The organism is Pandoraea pnomenusa, from assembly GCF_040391475.1.
Classification (GTDB): domain Bacteria; phylum Pseudomonadota; class Gammaproteobacteria; order Burkholderiales; family Burkholderiaceae; genus Pandoraea; species Pandoraea pnomenusa_C.
The window spans coordinates 1-16,003 of the sequence record NZ_JBEBXS010000033.1 but is presented as its reverse complement, the minus strand read 5'-3'; the positions used below and the strand labels follow the sequence as shown (position 1 = coordinate 16,003).

At 64.8% G+C, this 16,003-nt stretch carries 17 protein-coding genes; 6 read left to right on the top strand and 11 right to left on the bottom strand.

Features of this window, described 5'->3' with window-relative positions; translation table 11 throughout:
* Positions 1-160 precede the first annotated feature (160 nt).
* Positions 161-1,090 carry a LysR family transcriptional regulator gene (locus ABWO90_RS22955; protein ID WP_353193541.1) on the bottom strand — a complete coding sequence of 310 codons (930 nt, stop codon included), beginning with the start codon at positions 1,088-1,090 and terminating at the stop codon, positions 161-163.
* A gap of 257 nt (positions 1,091-1,347) precedes the next feature.
* Between ABWO90_RS22955 and ABWO90_RS22950 the strand changes: the two genes are divergently transcribed.
* The 4 genes from ABWO90_RS22950 to ABWO90_RS22935 all read left to right on the top strand — a co-directional run bounded on the left by ABWO90_RS22950 (position 1,348) and on the right by ABWO90_RS22935 (position 6,686).
* Positions 1,348-2,253, top strand: a complete 906-nt coding sequence (locus tag ABWO90_RS22950; protein ID WP_353193540.1) for a VOC family protein — start codon at positions 1,348-1,350, stop codon at positions 2,251-2,253.
* Positions 2,254-2,307: 54 nt separating this feature from the next.
* Complete coding sequence (locus ABWO90_RS22945) at positions 2,308-3,246, top strand: NAD(P)-dependent oxidoreductase (RefSeq protein WP_353193567.1); 939 nt, start codon at positions 2,308-2,310, stop codon at positions 3,244-3,246.
* Positions 3,247-3,419: 173 nt separating this feature from the next.
* Positions 3,420-4,934, top strand: coding sequence for an aldehyde dehydrogenase family protein (locus ABWO90_RS22940; RefSeq protein ID WP_353193539.1), 1,515 nt, complete (start codon positions 3,420-3,422; stop codon positions 4,932-4,934).
* A gap of 384 nt (positions 4,935-5,318) precedes the next feature.
* Complete coding sequence (locus ABWO90_RS22935) at positions 5,319-6,686, top strand: DUF3100 domain-containing protein (RefSeq protein WP_353193538.1); 1,368 nt, start codon at positions 5,319-5,321, stop codon at positions 6,684-6,686.
* 172 nt (positions 6,687-6,858) lie between these two features.
* On the opposite strand, the gene ABWO90_RS22930 is transcribed toward ABWO90_RS22935, so the two are convergent.
* The 4 genes from ABWO90_RS22930 to ABWO90_RS22915 all read right to left on the bottom strand — a co-directional run bounded on the left by ABWO90_RS22930 (position 6,859) and on the right by ABWO90_RS22915 (position 8,762).
* Complete coding sequence (locus ABWO90_RS22930; RefSeq protein WP_353193537.1) at positions 6,859-7,431, bottom strand: EF-hand domain-containing protein; 573 nt, start codon at positions 7,429-7,431, stop codon at positions 6,859-6,861.
* Between the two features lie 30 nt (positions 7,432-7,461).
* Positions 7,462-7,728: a YMGG-like glycine zipper-containing protein gene (locus ABWO90_RS22925; protein WP_353193536.1), complete on the bottom strand. Its 267-nt coding sequence runs from the start codon at positions 7,726-7,728 to the stop codon at positions 7,462-7,464.
* A 165-nt stretch (positions 7,729-7,893) separates the two neighbouring features.
* Positions 7,894-8,340: a hypothetical protein gene (locus ABWO90_RS22920; protein ID WP_353193535.1), complete on the bottom strand. Its 447-nt coding sequence runs from the start codon at positions 8,338-8,340 to the stop codon at positions 7,894-7,896.
* 44 nt (positions 8,341-8,384) lie between these two features.
* Positions 8,385-8,762 (bottom strand): hypothetical protein, encoded by a 378-nt coding sequence (locus ABWO90_RS22915; protein ID WP_353193534.1) that lies wholly within the window; start codon positions 8,760-8,762, stop codon positions 8,385-8,387.
* 473 nt (positions 8,763-9,235) lie between these two features.
* Here ABWO90_RS22915 and ABWO90_RS22910 point away from each other — a divergent pair, with 473 nt between their 5' ends.
* Entirely contained in the window at positions 9,236-9,880 is a 645-nt protein-coding gene (locus tag ABWO90_RS22910) for a TetR/AcrR family transcriptional regulator (RefSeq protein ID WP_353193533.1), read from the top strand.
* Positions 9,881-9,891: 11 nt separating this feature from the next.
* Entirely contained in the window at positions 9,892-10,848 is a 957-nt protein-coding gene (locus tag ABWO90_RS22905) for a LysR substrate-binding domain-containing protein (protein ID WP_353193532.1), read from the top strand.
* A 181-nt stretch (positions 10,849-11,029) separates the two neighbouring features.
* Here the strand turns inward: ABWO90_RS22905 and ABWO90_RS22900 are convergent, their stop codons facing one another.
* The 6 genes from ABWO90_RS22900 to ABWO90_RS22875 all read right to left on the bottom strand — a co-directional run bounded on the left by ABWO90_RS22900 (position 11,030) and on the right by ABWO90_RS22875 (position 15,853).
* The gene (locus tag ABWO90_RS22900; RefSeq protein ID WP_353193531.1) at positions 11,030-11,389 is read right to left on the bottom strand and encodes a helix-turn-helix domain-containing protein; all 360 of its coding nucleotides are present in this window, start codon (positions 11,387-11,389) and stop codon (positions 11,030-11,032) included.
* A gap of 208 nt (positions 11,390-11,597) precedes the next feature.
* Complete coding sequence (locus ABWO90_RS22895; protein WP_353193530.1) at positions 11,598-12,308, bottom strand: ABC transporter ATP-binding protein; 711 nt, start codon at positions 12,306-12,308, stop codon at positions 11,598-11,600.
* Entirely contained in the window at positions 12,305-13,075 is a 771-nt protein-coding gene (locus ABWO90_RS22890) for an ABC transporter ATP-binding protein (RefSeq protein WP_353193529.1), read from the bottom strand. Before ABWO90_RS22890 ends, ABWO90_RS22895 begins: the two co-directional genes overlap by 4 nt.
* On the bottom strand, positions 13,072-14,046 hold the full coding sequence (locus ABWO90_RS22885) for a branched-chain amino acid ABC transporter permease (RefSeq protein ID WP_353193528.1): 975 nt from the start codon (positions 14,044-14,046) through the stop codon (positions 13,072-13,074). The genes ABWO90_RS22890 and ABWO90_RS22885 overlap by 4 nt, the downstream gene beginning before the upstream one ends.
* A 17-nt stretch (positions 14,047-14,063) precedes the next feature.
* Entirely contained in the window at positions 14,064-14,984 is a 921-nt protein-coding gene (locus ABWO90_RS22880) for a branched-chain amino acid ABC transporter permease (RefSeq protein WP_353193527.1), read from the bottom strand.
* Complete coding sequence (locus ABWO90_RS22875; RefSeq protein WP_353193526.1) at positions 14,981-15,853, bottom strand: alpha/beta hydrolase; 873 nt, start codon at positions 15,851-15,853, stop codon at positions 14,981-14,983. The genes ABWO90_RS22880 and ABWO90_RS22875 overlap by 4 nt, the downstream gene beginning before the upstream one ends.
* Positions 15,854-16,003: the final 150 nt, after the last annotated feature.

The window sequence follows — 16,003 nt, the reverse complement described above, 5'->3', positions numbered from 1 at the left end:
TATCCGAATTCCCCCGCGTGCAACATAAGGGAAAGGCTTAGTGTCCGAACTGTTGCGTGCCAGCAACCGAAACACGCCAAAACCGGACGATGCGGCGGCCCCCCCGGACGGGGCTTTCCATGCGGCCGTTTCAAAAGTTGTGGCGCGTGGCGGTGGCACCTCAGTCCGGTGCGCCGAAGGCCTCCATCTTGCTTGCCAGGTGCGTGAGCAGCCGGTTGGCAGCGCCGGACAGTCGCCGTCCGGCGCGCGTGACGAGATGCGCTTCCGCACGGTTGAGCAACGGGTGATCGATCGGCAGCGCACAAAGTACCCCGGCGTCGATCTCCTGGGAGATGGCGAACGCGGGCAGGAACGTCGCACCCAGTCCCGCACGTACGAAGTGCTTGAGCACGGAAATCGAATTGGTCGTGACGGTCGGCACGAGCCGGTGTTTTTCGGACTGTTCCGCCAGTTCCATCAGTTGACGCGTGCCGTAGGCCCCGTGCATGAGCGCGAGCGGCACCTCGTAGAGCGCCTCCATCTTGAGCTGCCCGGCCTTGGCCGCCTGGGCGACCAGCGGGGAGTCGGGGGCGACGATGGCGTGAATCGGCTGGCGCAATTGCGCCCGCGAGACGATCTTGGGTTCGGCCGGCGGGTTGTAGACAAGCCCGATATCGGCATCGTCCTCGGCCACGAGCCGCATGACTTCGTTGGTGCCCGCCAGGTCGAGCGTGAGCGTGATATCGGGATAGCGCTTGCAGAAGTACTGCAGGGGCAGCCCCATCAGATCGCTGACGAAGCCCTCGCCGACCGCCAGCCGGATGTGCCCGCGCCGCAACCCGCGCACTTCCTGCAGCTTGGCGAGCAAGTCTTCCTGGTGAGCGCGCTGCTCGCGGTAGTACTCCATGAGCAGGCGTCCGGCCTGCGTGAGATGCACGCCGCGCTTGTGACGTTCGATGAGTGGCAGCGCCAGCTCGGCCTCCAGCAGGGCGATCTGGCGGCTGACGGCGGACGGGGCGATGTCGAGTCTGTCGGCGGCGGCGCGCACGGTGCCGCACTGGACGGCCTCGAACAGATACGACAGGCGGCTTTCGTTGAAAGTGGGTGTCATGGCCTAAAGACTAATTATTAGAACAAAAATCTTCAAGCGTTGTCATTGAGCGTCATTTTTTTTCAATCCACACTGCAACGCATGCGGATCGGCCCCATTGCCCGGCAACGAACCCAGGCGAGGCCGGGTGACGGCGGCTCGATTCCGCGCCAGTTTTCAGTGCATCCCGGCATGCCGGGAGGGAACGAGCCGTGCGTCGAACCCGCAAGCGGTCCGAGACAAAGACGCCGGGGAACCGGAGATTACGGAGACACCCGATGATTCCTCCGCGCAACACGCGATTCGGTATCGATCATCCGCTGGTCACCGTGCATGACCATCCGCGGCGGCTGGCGCACTACGAGCGTCTCGGTTTTGCACCGTCGCCGGTGTCGTATCACCCATGGGGCACGGTCACGTCGCTCATGATGTTCGGCGACAACTTCATCGAATTGATCGGCGTTCACGACGCCACGAAGTTCGGCACGAACGCGGTGGGCGACTTCTGTTTCGGACGCTATCTCGGTAATTTCCTGGTCCGCGAAGAGGGCGTGTCGCTCGTTGCGCTGCACAGTAAGGACGCTCGCGCCGATCACTCACGTCTCACGCAGGCCGGACTCGACACGCAGGGCATTCTCGATTTTCGCCGGGCCATGCGCAAGCCGGACGGCTCGGCCGGTGAGGCCGTCGTCTCGCTCGGCCTTTTCCTCGACGATTCGCTTGGCGACGCTTCCAACTTCATCTGTCATCAGCATCGCCCGGAGCTGATCTGGGTGCCCGAGTGGCAGCGGCATCCGAACGGCGTCACTGGCATCGTGGGCGTGACCTACGTGACGCCGGATGCGGCGTCGCTGCGCGCGCTCGCTACACGCTGGCAACGCTTTTACGGCGCGCGTCACGTCGATATCTACGAGGGCGGTGCGGTCGCCGACACCGGTTGCGGGCAATTGCTCGCCATGTCGCCCCAGCGCGCCGAGGCGCGCTACGCGGCGGTGGGATTACCGATGGCGCAGGGCGTGCGCACGCACGCGGTGGCGATCACGCTGCTCGCACCGGACCTGGCGCGCATCGAGGCGTTGTGGCGCGATCACGGCGTGCCTTACGGCTATAACGAGCATGGTCTGGTCGTGGAGCCCGAGTTCGCGGGCAACGTCGTGCTGGAGTTCGTGAACCACCCGCACTGAGCTTTCCTCACGCATTTCCGACGTGGGCCGGACAAACCGGTACACGGCTGACATATTACGCGGCGCCGTCCGTGGGGACGACGTCATCATCGCAGTCAATCTGGAGTCAACATGAAAATCATCGGAGTGGTCGGACTGGGCAACATGGGACGCGGCATGGCGCTGTCGTTGCAGCGCGGCGGTTTCACGGTGCTCGGCTTCGACCCGTCGCCCGCGGCGGGTGCCGCGCTGGCCGACGCGGGCATCGGCCTGCGTGCTTCGGTCGCTGAACTTGCACGTGAAGCCGACGCCCTCGTGCTGTCGCTGCCGACCTCGCAGGTCGTCGAGGCGGTGGTGAACGGCGCCGACGGCATTGCCGCAAACGGTCGCGAAGGCCTAGTGGTCATCGATACCTCGACTGCTGATCCGGAGAGCACCCGTGCGCTGGCCGTGACGCTGCGCGAGAAGGGCATCGCGCTGGTTGACGCGCCGGTCTCGGGCGGCCCGAAGGGCGCGCTCAACGGTGCCCTGACGATGGTGCTGGGCGGTTCGGCCGAGGATGTCGCTCGCATCGAACCGGTGCTGGCGGCCATGTCCGCCAAGCGCGTGCATATCGGCGACGTGGGCGCCGGTCATGTCACGAAGCTCATCAACAATCTGATGTGCGCCGCGCACCTGATCGTGGCGGGCGAAGCCATGCGGCTGGCGAAGGCGGCGGGCGTGGCACCGGAACAGGTGCTCGAAGGCCTGAACGCCGGTTCGGGCCGCAGCGGCATCACGCAGACCAATTACCCGACCTGGATTCTGAACGACGCCTTCGACTCCGGCTTCACGATGAAGCTCATGCGCAAGGACGTGCGTCTGGCGATGGCGCTCGCCGAGCAGACGGGCACGTTCGCGACGGGGCCCCTGTCGGCGGAAGTCGGTCGCCTGTGGGCCGCCAGCGCTGCGACGGTGGGCGACGACGAGGACTTCAACCGCATCGTGCAGTTCATCGAGCCGGACCGCGCGTAACTGCGCACGTTCGCACCGGATCGCACTGGATTGCGGCGGTCCGGACAAGCTGGGAAGGGCGGGGCCGTATGAGGGTATGAGGGCCACGCCCGGTAGTCGGTAGTTCTTGCGTCCAATTTGACGAAACGGTGTGCCGGTCGCGGCGCATCGCATGTATTGCACGGAGTTTTCTCATGGCAGATCAACAAGCCGCCGCGTTGCTCGGCGCATTCGCGAAGTTCTTCCCCAACGCCACCACCATCGGCTCCTACGTTAACGGTGAGCTGGTCGAGGGCACGGGCGACGCCAACATCGACATCGTGAACCCGGCCACCGGCCAGACGGTGCTGACCTATCGCGACGCCGGTGCGGCGGTCGTGGCCCAGGCGGCCGATGCGGCACAAGCCGCACAGAAGACGTGGTGGGCGCTCACGCATGCCGCGCGCGGTCGCGTGATGCAGGCCGTCGGCGCGAAGATTCGCGAAAACGCCGAGGCGCTGGCGCAGCTCGAATCGATTGGCGCGGGCAAGCCGATCCGCGATTGCCGCGGTGAAGTCGGCAAAGTGGCGGAAATGTTCGAGTACTACGCCGGCTGGACGGACAAGTTCTTTGGCGATGTGATCCCGGTGCCCAGCACGCACCTGAACTACACGCGTCGCGAAGCCATGGGCGTGGTGTTGCAGATCACGCCGTGGAACGCGCCGGTGTTCACGTGCGGCTGGCAACTCGCCCCGGCGATTGCCATGGGCAATGGCGTGCTGCTCAAGCCGTCGGAACTCACCCCGGCGAGCTCGCTCGTCGTCGCCGCCCTGGCCGAGCAGGCCGGTGTGCCGCGCGGTCTCATCAACGTGCTGGCCGGTTTCGGTCATACCACCGGCCAGGCGGCCATCTCGCATCCGGTCGTCAAGAAGGTCGTGTTCGTCGGCTCGCCGGCCACGGGCAGCAAGATCGCCACGGCCGCGGCGCAGCGCCTGCTGCCGAGCGTGCTGGAACTGGGCGGCAAGTCGGCCAACATCGTCTTCAACGACGCCGATCTGAAGCGCGCTTGCCTGGGCGCCCAGGCGGCCATCTTCTCGAGCGCGGGCCAGAGCTGCGTGGCGGGCTCGCGTCTGCTGGTGCAACGCGGCGTGTATGACGAGATGATCGAGATGCTCTCGCGCGGCGCCGAAAAGATTCGCGTAGGCGAGCCGCTCGACGACGCGACCGAAGTCGGCCCGATCTGCAACCGCACGCAATATCAGCACGTGATGAACATGATCGACGCCGGTGTCGAAGGCGGCGCGCGTCTGGCGGCGGGCTCGCAACAGCGCAGCGATGGCGGCTTCTTCGTGCGTCCGACCGTGCTGGCCGACGTGAACAATGCGATGGGCGTGGCGCGTACCGAGATCTTCGGGCCGGTGGTGGTGGCGATTCCGTTCGACACGGAAGAAGAGGCGCTGGCGATCGCCAACGACAGCGAATTCGGCCTGGCCGGCGCCGTCTGGACGCAGGACGTGGCTCGCGCGCACCGTGTGGCGTCGCAGGTCAATGCCGGCACGTTCTGGATCAACGGCTACAAGACGATCAACGTGGCGTCGCCGTTCGGCGGTTACAACCACAGCGGCTATGGTCGTTCGAGCGGCGTGGAAGCGCTGTACGAGTACACGCAGACCAAGAGCGTGTGGGTCGAGACGGCGGCCAACCCGGCCACGCCGTTCGGTTACGTCTGATCTGCAGGAATCGTGCTGTCATCGTGCGTTCCCCGGTAGGGAACGCATTGGAAATGTGTGAAAGGCGTGCCGGGCGCCGGTCGTGAGACCTCGCGCGGCACGCGGCCGTTTCAGCCTGCGGGACTGGGGGCCGGAACGGCAATTTTGACCGCGTATAATGCCGCCCTCGGGTGGTTCGGCGCGGGACGCTGTTGCTGTCACCGAGGCGTGCCGACATGGCGAGCGTGATGACGTACATCATGGCGCCGTGAGGCAATCGTCTGCCGGGTCTTGCGACCGGGCAGGCGGTGCGCCGAATTTCCTTAACCACCGAAATGTTCGCGCATCTTCCGGGCAACCGGACGGCACCGGACCGGTTCAATAGCAAGTGCAGTGGAGACCCAGATGGCAGTCATGGAACAAAACGCGGCAAAGCCGCAAGGGGGCGCCTTCAGCGATGGCGTGCGCCTGTATGTTTGGGCAATCGTGATTCTCGTGATCGCGGAGCTGATCGGGGCGATCAGCATCAATGCCGGTCACGGCAAGATCGTGTTGTTGCCGATGGTCTGGGCGTTGCTGCTCGGCGCGGCACTGGGCCTGTCGCAGTCGCGTCTGCCGCGTTTCGCGCAGATCGACCTGCCGATGCAGCACAAGGCAGCGGCCATTCTGCAACCGGCGCTGCTGCTCTTCGTGGCCAAGCTGGGCCTGCTCGTGGGCGGCTCGCTGCCCAAGCTCGTGGCTGCCGGCTGGGCACTGGTGTTCCAGGAGTTCGGTCACTTCGTGGGCACGATCATTCTGGGCCTGCCGGTCGCGCTCATGCTCGGCATCAAGCGTGAAGCCATCGGTGCGACCTTCTCGGTCGGCCGTGAGCCGAGCCTGGCCATCATCGGCGAGAAGTACGGCTTCGATTCGCCGGAAGGCCGTGGCGTGCTGGCCGAATACCTGACGGGTACGATCTTCGGTGCCGTGTTCATCTCGCTGTTCGCCGGCTTCGTCGCCAGCCTGAACCTGTTCCACCCGCATTCGCTCGCGATGGGCGCCGGTGTGGGCTCGGGTTCGATGATGGCCGCCGCTGCCGGCGCCATCGCTGCACAGCAGACGCCGGAAGTCGCCAAGGAAGTCGCCACGTTCGCTGCGGCGTCGAACCTGATCACCACGACCATCGGCACGTACTTCACGCTGTTCATCTCGCTGCCGCTCGCCATCTGGGGCTACCGCGTGATGGAGCCGGTGCTGGGCCGCATCAGCAAGCGCGGCCGTGCCAACGCCGAAGCCGCTGCCGTGGCCGATGCAGACGCCGCCAAGGAACTCAAGGCCGCCAGCAAGGCGCACACCGTCGAGATGAACTTCGGTGCCCGCCTGTTCGCCTGGGTCTTCTCGGGTGCGCTCGCGCTGATCGGTAACAGCATGGCCTTCAAGACGCCGTTCCTCGACGGCGTGCCGGGCATGCTGATCATCATCGGCGCCGTGATCGTCGGCGAAGCGCTGTACTTCGTGACGCGCCGCAAGGTGCCGGCCGTGTGCTGGGTGTCGCTGATCGCGATGTTCCTGACCTCGCCCGCCTTCCCGTTCGCACCGGTCGTCGAGCAGTTCACGGGCAAGATCAACTTCCTCGCGCTGGTCACGCCGATGCTGACCTACGCCGGTCTGTCGGTTGCCAAGGACGTGCCTGCTTTCCGTCGCCTCGGCTGGCGCATCGTGGTGGTGTCGTTCCTCGCGAACGCCGGTACGTTCCTCGGTGCCGCGATCATCGCCGAGTTCTTCCACGTGTAATTCCCAAGACTCCCCGACGGGTGCGGCGGTGACAGGCCGCGCCGCTGTCGGGGGCGTGGATACGTCAACGTCAACAAAAACGCCACGGCATACCGTGGCGTTTTTGTTTTCCGGACCCGATCTCGAACCGACGGGCTCCGGGCGTGGTGCAGACCTTGGCGGACGTCGGCGTTCAGGGCTTGGTGGTCGCCGCGTCGGCCTGTGCGCGCTGATGGTAGTAACGACGGAAGAACGCGCGAATCTCCGCCGGAGAGAGCTTGCCGTCGTGATTGACGTCGATCTCGTCGAAATGCTGGTACAGGAACGGTTCGGAAGCTGCCGTTTCGTCCCGGCTCAGATAACCGTCGCCGTCCTTGTCGGCGGCCTTGAAGTAGCGCTCGAACGTGGCGCGGCGCGCTTCCAGTTGACTGCGCTGGTAGGCCGCCCATTCGTTGCGGTCGATCTTGCCGTCGTGATTGGTATCGATGGCGTCGAACGAGCGTTGCAGGTACAGGCCAAGGGCAGCGTTCTGGTCGGCGGCGTCGCCGTAGTCCGGCCCCGACGACGGCGGTGGCGGCGGTGCCGTGGGCGTGGCCGGTACCACGCCCGTCATGGGGGCGCCCGATTGCGCATGGCTCGGCAGGGCGACGAGCGAGAGCACCGCAGCACCGGCGCAAAGGGTCGCCGCCGCGAGCGTCTTTCGTGCGAAGCGACGCGAGGAAAGCGTCCGAAGCGTACGTTGGCGGAGTGTTTCTTGGGAGTTCATGTCGCGCTTCTCCTTATGTCGTGAGCCATATCAGCGGCGATGGCGGTCGTCCGTGATCACGTTACCGATCACGCCACCGACGACGGCGCCACCCACTGTCGTGCCGAGATCGCCGCCCGAGATGAGCGCGCCGCCGAGCGCACCCACACCGGCGCCGACCGCCGTGTTACGCGACTCGCGAGGCGTCATGCCGCCGCACCCCGCCAGCGCACCGATGAGTGCCGCGCCCACGAGCACCGGCCCGACCGAGCGCGAGAGATGTGAGAGGTGCGAAGTCCATCGTTGTGTGGTTTTCATGTCGCAAGGCTCCTTCAAAGGGGCGGGAGGCCCCGGGTATTCGCAGGTCTGGCCTGCGTTCAATGAAAGCGATCGCTTTCGCTACTGGCTCGCGAGGGCGATGCCGGGGGAGATCGTCGTCGCGTTGCCGCGTTTGCCGATCTCCCGGGGGGCGTCCGATGACGTTCAATGCGCTGTCGCCGAGCCGTTTTCCGGAGCGCCGGCGCCATTGGCCGGATAGGTTTCCTGATAGGCGGGTGGCGGCGGAGGCGGCGGGTACGGGCGGCCCTGCGCATCGGACGGGTACGGTCGGCCATAGCCATCGGTAGGCGGGTAGGGGCGTCCGTAGGCGTCTGTCGCCGGAGCCGTCGCAGGCGGCGGGGCCGCGTACGGACTGCACGCCGAGCCGGGCGCGTACGGCGGCGGTCCGCAATTCGGCTGCGCCTGGTACGACGGGTTGGTCGGCTCGTTGCCGCGATACGGCAACCGCGGCTGCGGCGGTGCTTCATACGCACAACCGGCCAGCGCCAGCAGCACCGCCGTCAATCCCGTGGCGGCGGCAAGCCTCACGGCACGGGTGTCGCGTGACAACGGGTTCGGCGTTTGCGTCTCCTGCTCAGGGTTCGTTCGCATCATGACCTCCTTGCGAGAGCGGTGTTGATTCCCGCTCGTCGTCATCATGGATTCGATGAAATCGGATCGGTGCTCTCGTCGAAACCGCGCACGAAGCCGCAGATTGCCGTGCGGCGATCGAAGACGCGGTTCAACGAAGCGGATCGACAAGGGTTGGACGCAAGTTGCGCTGTTTGGATCGACGGATCTTGTAATACTTTGTAATCGGGCTTGGGGCAGGTGAGGTGTGCAGGTTTTTCGCGGGTTTTAAAGACACCGTATGTCGATGGGATCGCGATATGCAATGCAGTCCGAAGCAAGGCAGGAATCCGCCGACGGCGCCCGTGGGACGATGATGTAGGTGCCGTGGTGTAGGAAGCGCCATCGACGTTTCTGCGATCGCGTGCGTCGCCCATATCACCGATGTCGCATACGTCACCCATGTCTCGTATGCTGGTTTCGTTTTTGAGGCCGCCGCAAGACTTGGCCACATCGTTGGCACCCCCAATGCGTATCCATTACGTACTCCGCCAACGTACGCGAGAGACATTGCGACAGTCATTGCGCTATGCCGCTTTCGCGCCGTCATGCGATACATGACATCGAAATTGTTCAATTTTGAAGTATTGGCTTCGGCCACTATCGACGGGGTTCTCGCGTGGAAAGCAACCTCATCGATACATCACATACGATGCGCACAACACGCGGCAAGACGGCGCGTTACGCGACGAGTGACATCGCAATCCGCGTTGAATGCGTTGAAACACCGGGAAAGTCCGGGGGCGTGTTTGCGCGTAGTTTTCGCCGCAATCTGCGTTTGCACTGGCATACTGTGCGCGCTGACATTCGATAATCGCTTCAGCGGTCGTTGAGAATTTTCGATTGAGGTGTCCGGTCTGCCCGGGCAGGTTCACACATGCCACAAGTCAAGAAAGAAGACATCCGTCTGGCCATCCTCGAGGCGTCGCATGCCCTGTTTCTCGAGAAGGGATATGTCGACACCACGATGGTGCAGATCGCCAAGCGTGCCGGTATTTCGCACGCGAACATCTACAGCTACTTCACCGCAAAGCTGCAAGTCTTCTTCTGTGTTTACGAGAAATGGTTCAAGGCGCGCGTGAGCGCAATCGAAGCCGAGGTGATGGCTGCGCAGGGCGCTCACGCCCGTATGCGGATGTTGCTGGGCGGCGTGCTGGTTCAGATGCCTCGACTCGACAACGGCTTTTCGCACAACCTGGTGCAGGCGCTGGCGACGGTGGGGCCTGGCGATCCGTACGATCCGACGTTGTTGCAGTGGTTTCGAGAGCGTTTGTCGGTCATGCTGGCCGCGTGCGCGCCGAGCCTCGCACACGACGGCGTGCGTCGCGCGCGTCTGGTCGACATGCTGGTGCTGACGTTCGACGGCTGCCTGGTCAACCATCACGTCAATCCGGCCTCGCTGCCGGACATCGCCATGCTCGAGGAGTTCGTGGCGGCGTTTCTCTCGTCGGAGCCTGTTGATCCTGCGCCGCACACACCCGTAACAACGGTGACGCCGAGCGGCTCGCCAGCCGCGGCTTGAGCGCGACGTCGATGCGCTCACTCCCCTGGACGGCTCTTAACCTCGGACGCAAGCTCAAGTTCCACCAGCTTCAGGTCTTCGACCGCGTGCTCGAGACCGGCTCGCTCGTGCGCGCCGCCAACGAAACCGGGCTCACGCAACCCGCCGTGAGCAAGATCGTGCATGAACTGGAGGCCTGCTTCGAGGGGCCGCTGTTCGTGCGTAGCAATCGCGGCATGCAGCCGACGGAACTCGGCGAGTTGCTCGGTCATCGCGTGAAATCGCTGATGGCGGAGTTGCGTTATCTGACGGATGAGGTGAACGCGTTCAGCGCGGGCACGAGTGGTCACGTCATTGTCGGCACGCTCATCTCTGCGTCTGCCGATCTGCTGCCGCGCACCATCGCCATGCTCAAGGCTCGCACACCGGGCGTGCGGGTCACCGTGCGTGAAGCTACCACGGCGCAGCTTTTTCCTGCGCTGGCCAGCGGCGATCTCGACATTGTGGTGGGGCGTCTGCCCGAGCGCGCGTTGCCCGTGGCGAACGCCTTCGCATTGACGCACGAAATCCTGTTCAACGAATCGCTCTGTGTGGTGGGGGGCAAGCGTCACTGGACACACGCCCCGGAGCGCGTGCCACTGGCGCAGTTGCGCGAAGGGGCGTGGATTTTGCCGGTGCCGGAGTCGCCGTCGCGTCTGGCGGCCGAACGACTCTTTCACGATGCGGGGCTGGCGCTGCCCGACGACATCGTCGAATCGCTCTCCGTGCTCACCAACATCGGACTGATGCTGGAAACGCCGCGTGTGGCGTTGATGCCGCGCGCTGCGGCCACGCCGTTCGTCGGTTCGGGGTTGCTGCGTGTGCTGGCGGATACCATGCCCGGCAGTTTCGGCGACGTGGGCTATTCGCTGCGCGCTGACAAGCAACCCAGCCCCGCCTGCGAGCGCTTCGTCGCCTGTCTTCGCGAGGCGTGCGGTCTCGAGCGCTAGCCTCGCCTGCACGCGCCGTAACCTCGGCACAACATCCGTGGATTGACCGTAAACGCTTCAGGGCGGCGTGCCGAGGTGATCGGCACGCCGCCCTGTGTGAAGTGACGTCAATCGTGAGCCGGCACGTTGCCCGGCCGTGAGCCCATGTCCGAACGACGCACCGACGGACATTCAAGGCCCATCAGAGACGGGCAAGCGAAGAGACCAGCCCGGGGTTCTGTTGCACGAGTCGAATCAGGCAGGCCGCCTGGGCATTGGGACGCGCGCGGCCCTGTTCCCAGTTCTCCAACGTGCGCGGATTCGTTCGCAGGTAGTGGGCGAAGACATTGCGCGACATGCCCAGATGCTTGCGCAGCGCCAGGAGTTCGTCGGGAAACACCTCCAGTTTGGGAAGCGGTGTGCGTGGTAATTCCTTGATGTTGAGCGGAAGATCCGCTGGAAGGCCGTTCTTGACGTGTGCCGGCTCGGCAGGTGGTGGCGCACCGGTGTCCTGCGCGAGCAGCCAGCGGAAGGGATTTGAAGGCGTATTTGAGTAAGCCATAGTCCTGCCCGGGAGTCTGAATGTTGGAAATCGGAACGCTTGCAAAGGCAATCAAGCGGAGCCGATTGCACCACAGAGTCCTGCTGGGTGCTTTCACAAAACACTCCCGGTTTTCGCGTCTGGCACCTATCGAGTACTACGCACGCTGCATAAGTCAGGTGTCGCGCAGTGAACGCAGACGGGCCGCCTTCGCCCGGCTGCGTCGCACTCAGACCCCCAGGTAGGCCTGCAGTTCCGGCAGTGCCTGGCGCAGGCTCGGCGAGTCTCCCTGCCATGCCACACGGCCTTTGTCGACGATGTAGTGACGGTCGCCGAGTTCCAGCATGGGGGCAAGATTTTTGTCGATGCAAAGAATCGACAGCCCGCTGCCTTTGAGTTGCTTCAGGCATTGCCAGATTTCACCGCGAATGAGCGGGGCGAGGCCTTCCGTGGCTTCGTCGAGAATGAGTAATTTCGGATTCGTCATCAACGCGCGCCCAATCGCGAGCATCTGCTGCTCGCCGCCGGACAGGTTGCTGCCGAGGTTTTTCTCGCGCTCGCGCAGGCGCGGAAACAGCGCGTAGATGCGCTCCAGCGTCCACGGCGAACTGGCGCCGTGGCGGTTACCTGCCGTGGCGACGAGGTTCTCGCGTACCGTGAGCGTCGGGAAGATCTGACGCCCCTCAGGCACGAGGCCCATGCCCGCGCGCGCGATGCGATGCGACGGACTGGCGTGCACCGGCTGGCCGTCGAACACGATCTCACCCCGTGCCGGGCGCATGAGGCCGGTCATCGACTTCACGGTGGTCGACTTGCCCATGCCGTTGCGACCGAGCAGGGTCACGAAGGCGCCGCGTTCGATTTCCAGCTGCATGCCGAACAGCGCCTGGCTCGCGCCGTAGTACGACTCGACGCCAGACAATGACAACAAGGTGCTCATGCCGTCGCTCCCAGCATTTCGTTGCGGGTTTCGTCCCCGAGATAGGCTTCGCGCACACCCGCATCGTTGCGGATGGTGTCGGCGGTGCCGCAGGCGATCGCACGTCCGTAGACAAGCACGGTGATGCGGTCGGCGAGGGCGAACACGGCATCCATGTCGTGCTCCACGAGCACGATGGCGTAATCGCCCTTGAGCTCTGCGAGCAGATGCGTCATCTGTTCCGATTCGGCCTGGGACATGCCTGCCATCGGCTCGTCGAGCAGCAGCAGTTTCGGACGACTCGCCAGCGCCATCGCCAGTTCGAGCTGACGATGCTCGCCGTGGGCGAGGGCGCTGGCCGGCACGTTCATGCGCGCAGCCAGCCCGGTGCGCGCCAGAATCTCGCGGGCCGGTTCCACCAGAGCCGCTTCGCGAATGGCCGGACGCCAGAAGCCGAAGCTGTGCCCCTGCATCGCCTGTACGGCGACCAGCACGTTCTCCAGCGCAGTGAATTCCCGAAACACGGACGTGATCTGGTACGAGCGAGCGAGTCCCGAGCGGGCACGCTGCTCGATGGGCATGGCGGTAATGTCCCGTCCGTCGAAATGAATCGTGCCTTCGTCGGAGCGCAGTTCACCGGCCAACTGGCCGATGAGCGTGCTCTTGCCCGCGCCATTCGGGCCGATGATGGCGTGCAGTTCGCCCGGTGCGACATCGAGGCAGAAGTGATCGGTGGCGGTCAGTCCGCCGTACCGCTTGACCAGTTGGTCGACGCGAAGGAGGCTCATGCTTTGCCCTCCACGGCGCCGGCGCGACGCGACAGGCGCACCTGCAGATCGCCGAGCAAACCGTACAGGCCACGTCGCGAGACAAGCACCGCAACCACGATGAGCGGCCCGAAGATGATCATCCAGTGCTCGGTCATGCCCTTGAGCCACTCCTCGATCAGCAGCATGGCGGCGCTGCCCAGCACCGGCCCGAAGAACGAACCCAGCCCGCCGAGCACGACCATCACGATCAGTTCGCCCGAGGCCGTCCACGCCATGTAGGCGGGTGAGACGAAGTGCGTGAGATTGGCGTAAAGCATGCCCGCCACGCCGCACGTCATGGCGCTGAGAATGTAGGCCACGAGCTTGTAGCGCAGTGTCGGGTAGCCGAGTGCGCGCATGCGACGGTCGTTCTGGCGGGCGCCGCGAATGACCATGCCGAAGCGGGCATCGACCAGACGGCGGCCGGCCCACACGCAAAGACACAGCACGGCGAACGCCACGTAATACAGCACGGCCGGATCGTCTAGCGTGACGCTGCCGAAGCGGCTGCCCGCCGCCACAGGCAGGCCGTCGTCGCCGCCGTACTGCTTCAGGCTCACGGCGAGGAAGTAGAACATCTGGGCGAACGCGAGGGTGATCATGATGAACGCGATACCGGTCGTGCGCAGCGAGAGCAGGCCGGTCACCGCGCCGACCACGGCGCACAGCAGCAACGTCACGCCGAGATGCGCGAAGCCGTTGTCGACGCCGTGAAAGCTCATGATGCCCACGACATAGGCGCCGAGCCCGAGATACAGCGCGTGGCCGAAGCTCACCATGCCGCCGTAGCCGAGAATCAGATCGAGCGAGACGGCCGCGATGGCAAACACCACGATGCGTCCGAACAGCGTGAGGAAGAACGGCTGCTGCGCATAGTTGGCATACAGCGGCACCAGCGCCAGCACGGCTAGCAACAGCAACGGCACGGCGGTGCGAAGATTGAGTTTCATTTCCATCGTTTCCATCGTCAGCCGTGTTTGACCGGGAAGAGACCTTGCGGACGCACGGCGAGCACGGCCGCCATGACAAGGTAGATCAGCATCGATGCGAGGGCGGGGCCCGCCGTGTCGGCCGTGCTGCGTTCCATCAGACTGCGCAGCAACGTGGGCAGCGCAGTGCGCCCGACCGTATCGACCACCCCCACGATCAGCGCGGCGAGAAACGCACCGCGCACCGAGCCGATGCCGCCGATCACGATCACGACCATCGTCAAAATCAGAATCGGCTCACCCATGCCCGGCTGCACCGACAGAATGGGACCGGCCATCAGGCCGGCAATTCCGGCAAGGATCGCTCCCAGGCCGAACAGCAGCGAATTGAGCAGCACGATATTCACGCCCAGCGCGCCGACCATCTGCCGATGGGTGGAGCCTGCGCGGATCAGCATGCCGATGCGTGTGCGGTGAATCAGCACATAGCAGCCGAGCGCTACGGCGAGACCGACCACGATGATGAGGAAGCGGTACGCCGGATAATCCAGGCCGAACAGGTTGACGGTGCCCGACAGCCACTCCGGCACTTCCATGTAATAGGGCGACGGGCCCCAGATCATGCGCGCCAGTTCATTGAAGAACAGAATCAGGCCGAAGGTGGCGAGGACCTGATCGAGGTGATCGCGGTCGTAGAGCGTCTTGAGCGCGACGAACTCGACGATGAGCCCGAGGAGCAGCATGGCAGGCACGATGGCCACTGCCGCGAGCGCGAACGAGCCCGTGTGGTTGTAGACGGTCGCGGCAATGAACGCGCCCATCATGTAGAGCGAGCCGTGCGCGAGGTTCACGAAGTTCATGATGCCGAAGACCAGCGTGAGACCGGCGGCCATCAGGAACAGCAGAATGCCCAGTTGCAGCCCGTTCAGGCACTGCATGATGAAGAGCGTCAGACTCATGCCGCCTCCCGGGGCAGGCCCATCTGCGCAAAGATGGCCTGCGTGAGCGGGCTCGAGGTGTCGTTGAGCGTGAGCACGATGTCGAAGTGATTGGTCCCCGGCATCGGCACGTACTCGCCGGCGAAGCCCCTGGCACGCCAGGCGGCGAGATAGTCGTCGGTCTGGCGCTTGAACTCCGCCGTCTCGGTCTCGCCGTAGGACGCGACCAGCGGGCAGCCGTGGGTGGGCAACTGGAAGTACGGGCTGTTGCGGCGCGCATCGTCTTCCGAGAGCTTCATCCATTCATTGATGTGCGTGAACGGAATCGGCGTGATATCGAAGAGCCCGGACAGCGGCGCGGCCCCGGCGATGACGTCGTGCGGCACGCCGTAGTCGTCGTGCCAGCCCTGTGCGAGCAGCATGCCCACGAGATGTCCGCCGGCCGAGCTGCCGCATACGTGAATGCGGCGCGCGTCGCCGTGATGCTCGCCGATGTGGCGATGCACCCACGCCAATGCCCGGCGCGTCTGGTCGACGATGGTGTCGAGCGAGGCTCCCGGTGCGAGCGAATAGTTGATCGCGACGACCGTTGCGCCCGCGCGGGTGAACGCGGGTGCCATGTTGCTCGAATCGCTCTTGTTCAGCGCGCGCCAGTAGCCGCCATGAACGAAGAAGAAAACGGGGGCACCCGGCGTTGCGGCGGGGAAAATGTCGAGTGTTTCGTCGGGGTGGTCCCCGTAGGCGACATCGAGGACGCAAGGCGTGGTCGCGCGGGCGTGCGCGCTCTCGTCGGCGTATTGCTTCAGGATGTCGAGAATATTGGGTGTGGTGGCGCGAGCGTTGTACTGAACGTCCAGCTCGGCATCGTCGAAATTGCGGTAGCGCTTCATAAACCCTCGATAGTGCTCTGGTATTGCTCGGGTCGTGCAACGGCGGTGGGGGGGGGGCCACCCCCCCCCCCCCCCACAAAAACCGCCCCCCGGGGTGAGGGCCCGGCGGGGCCGCACCCCCCCGCGCGCCCCGCCGAGGAAAAAAAACAA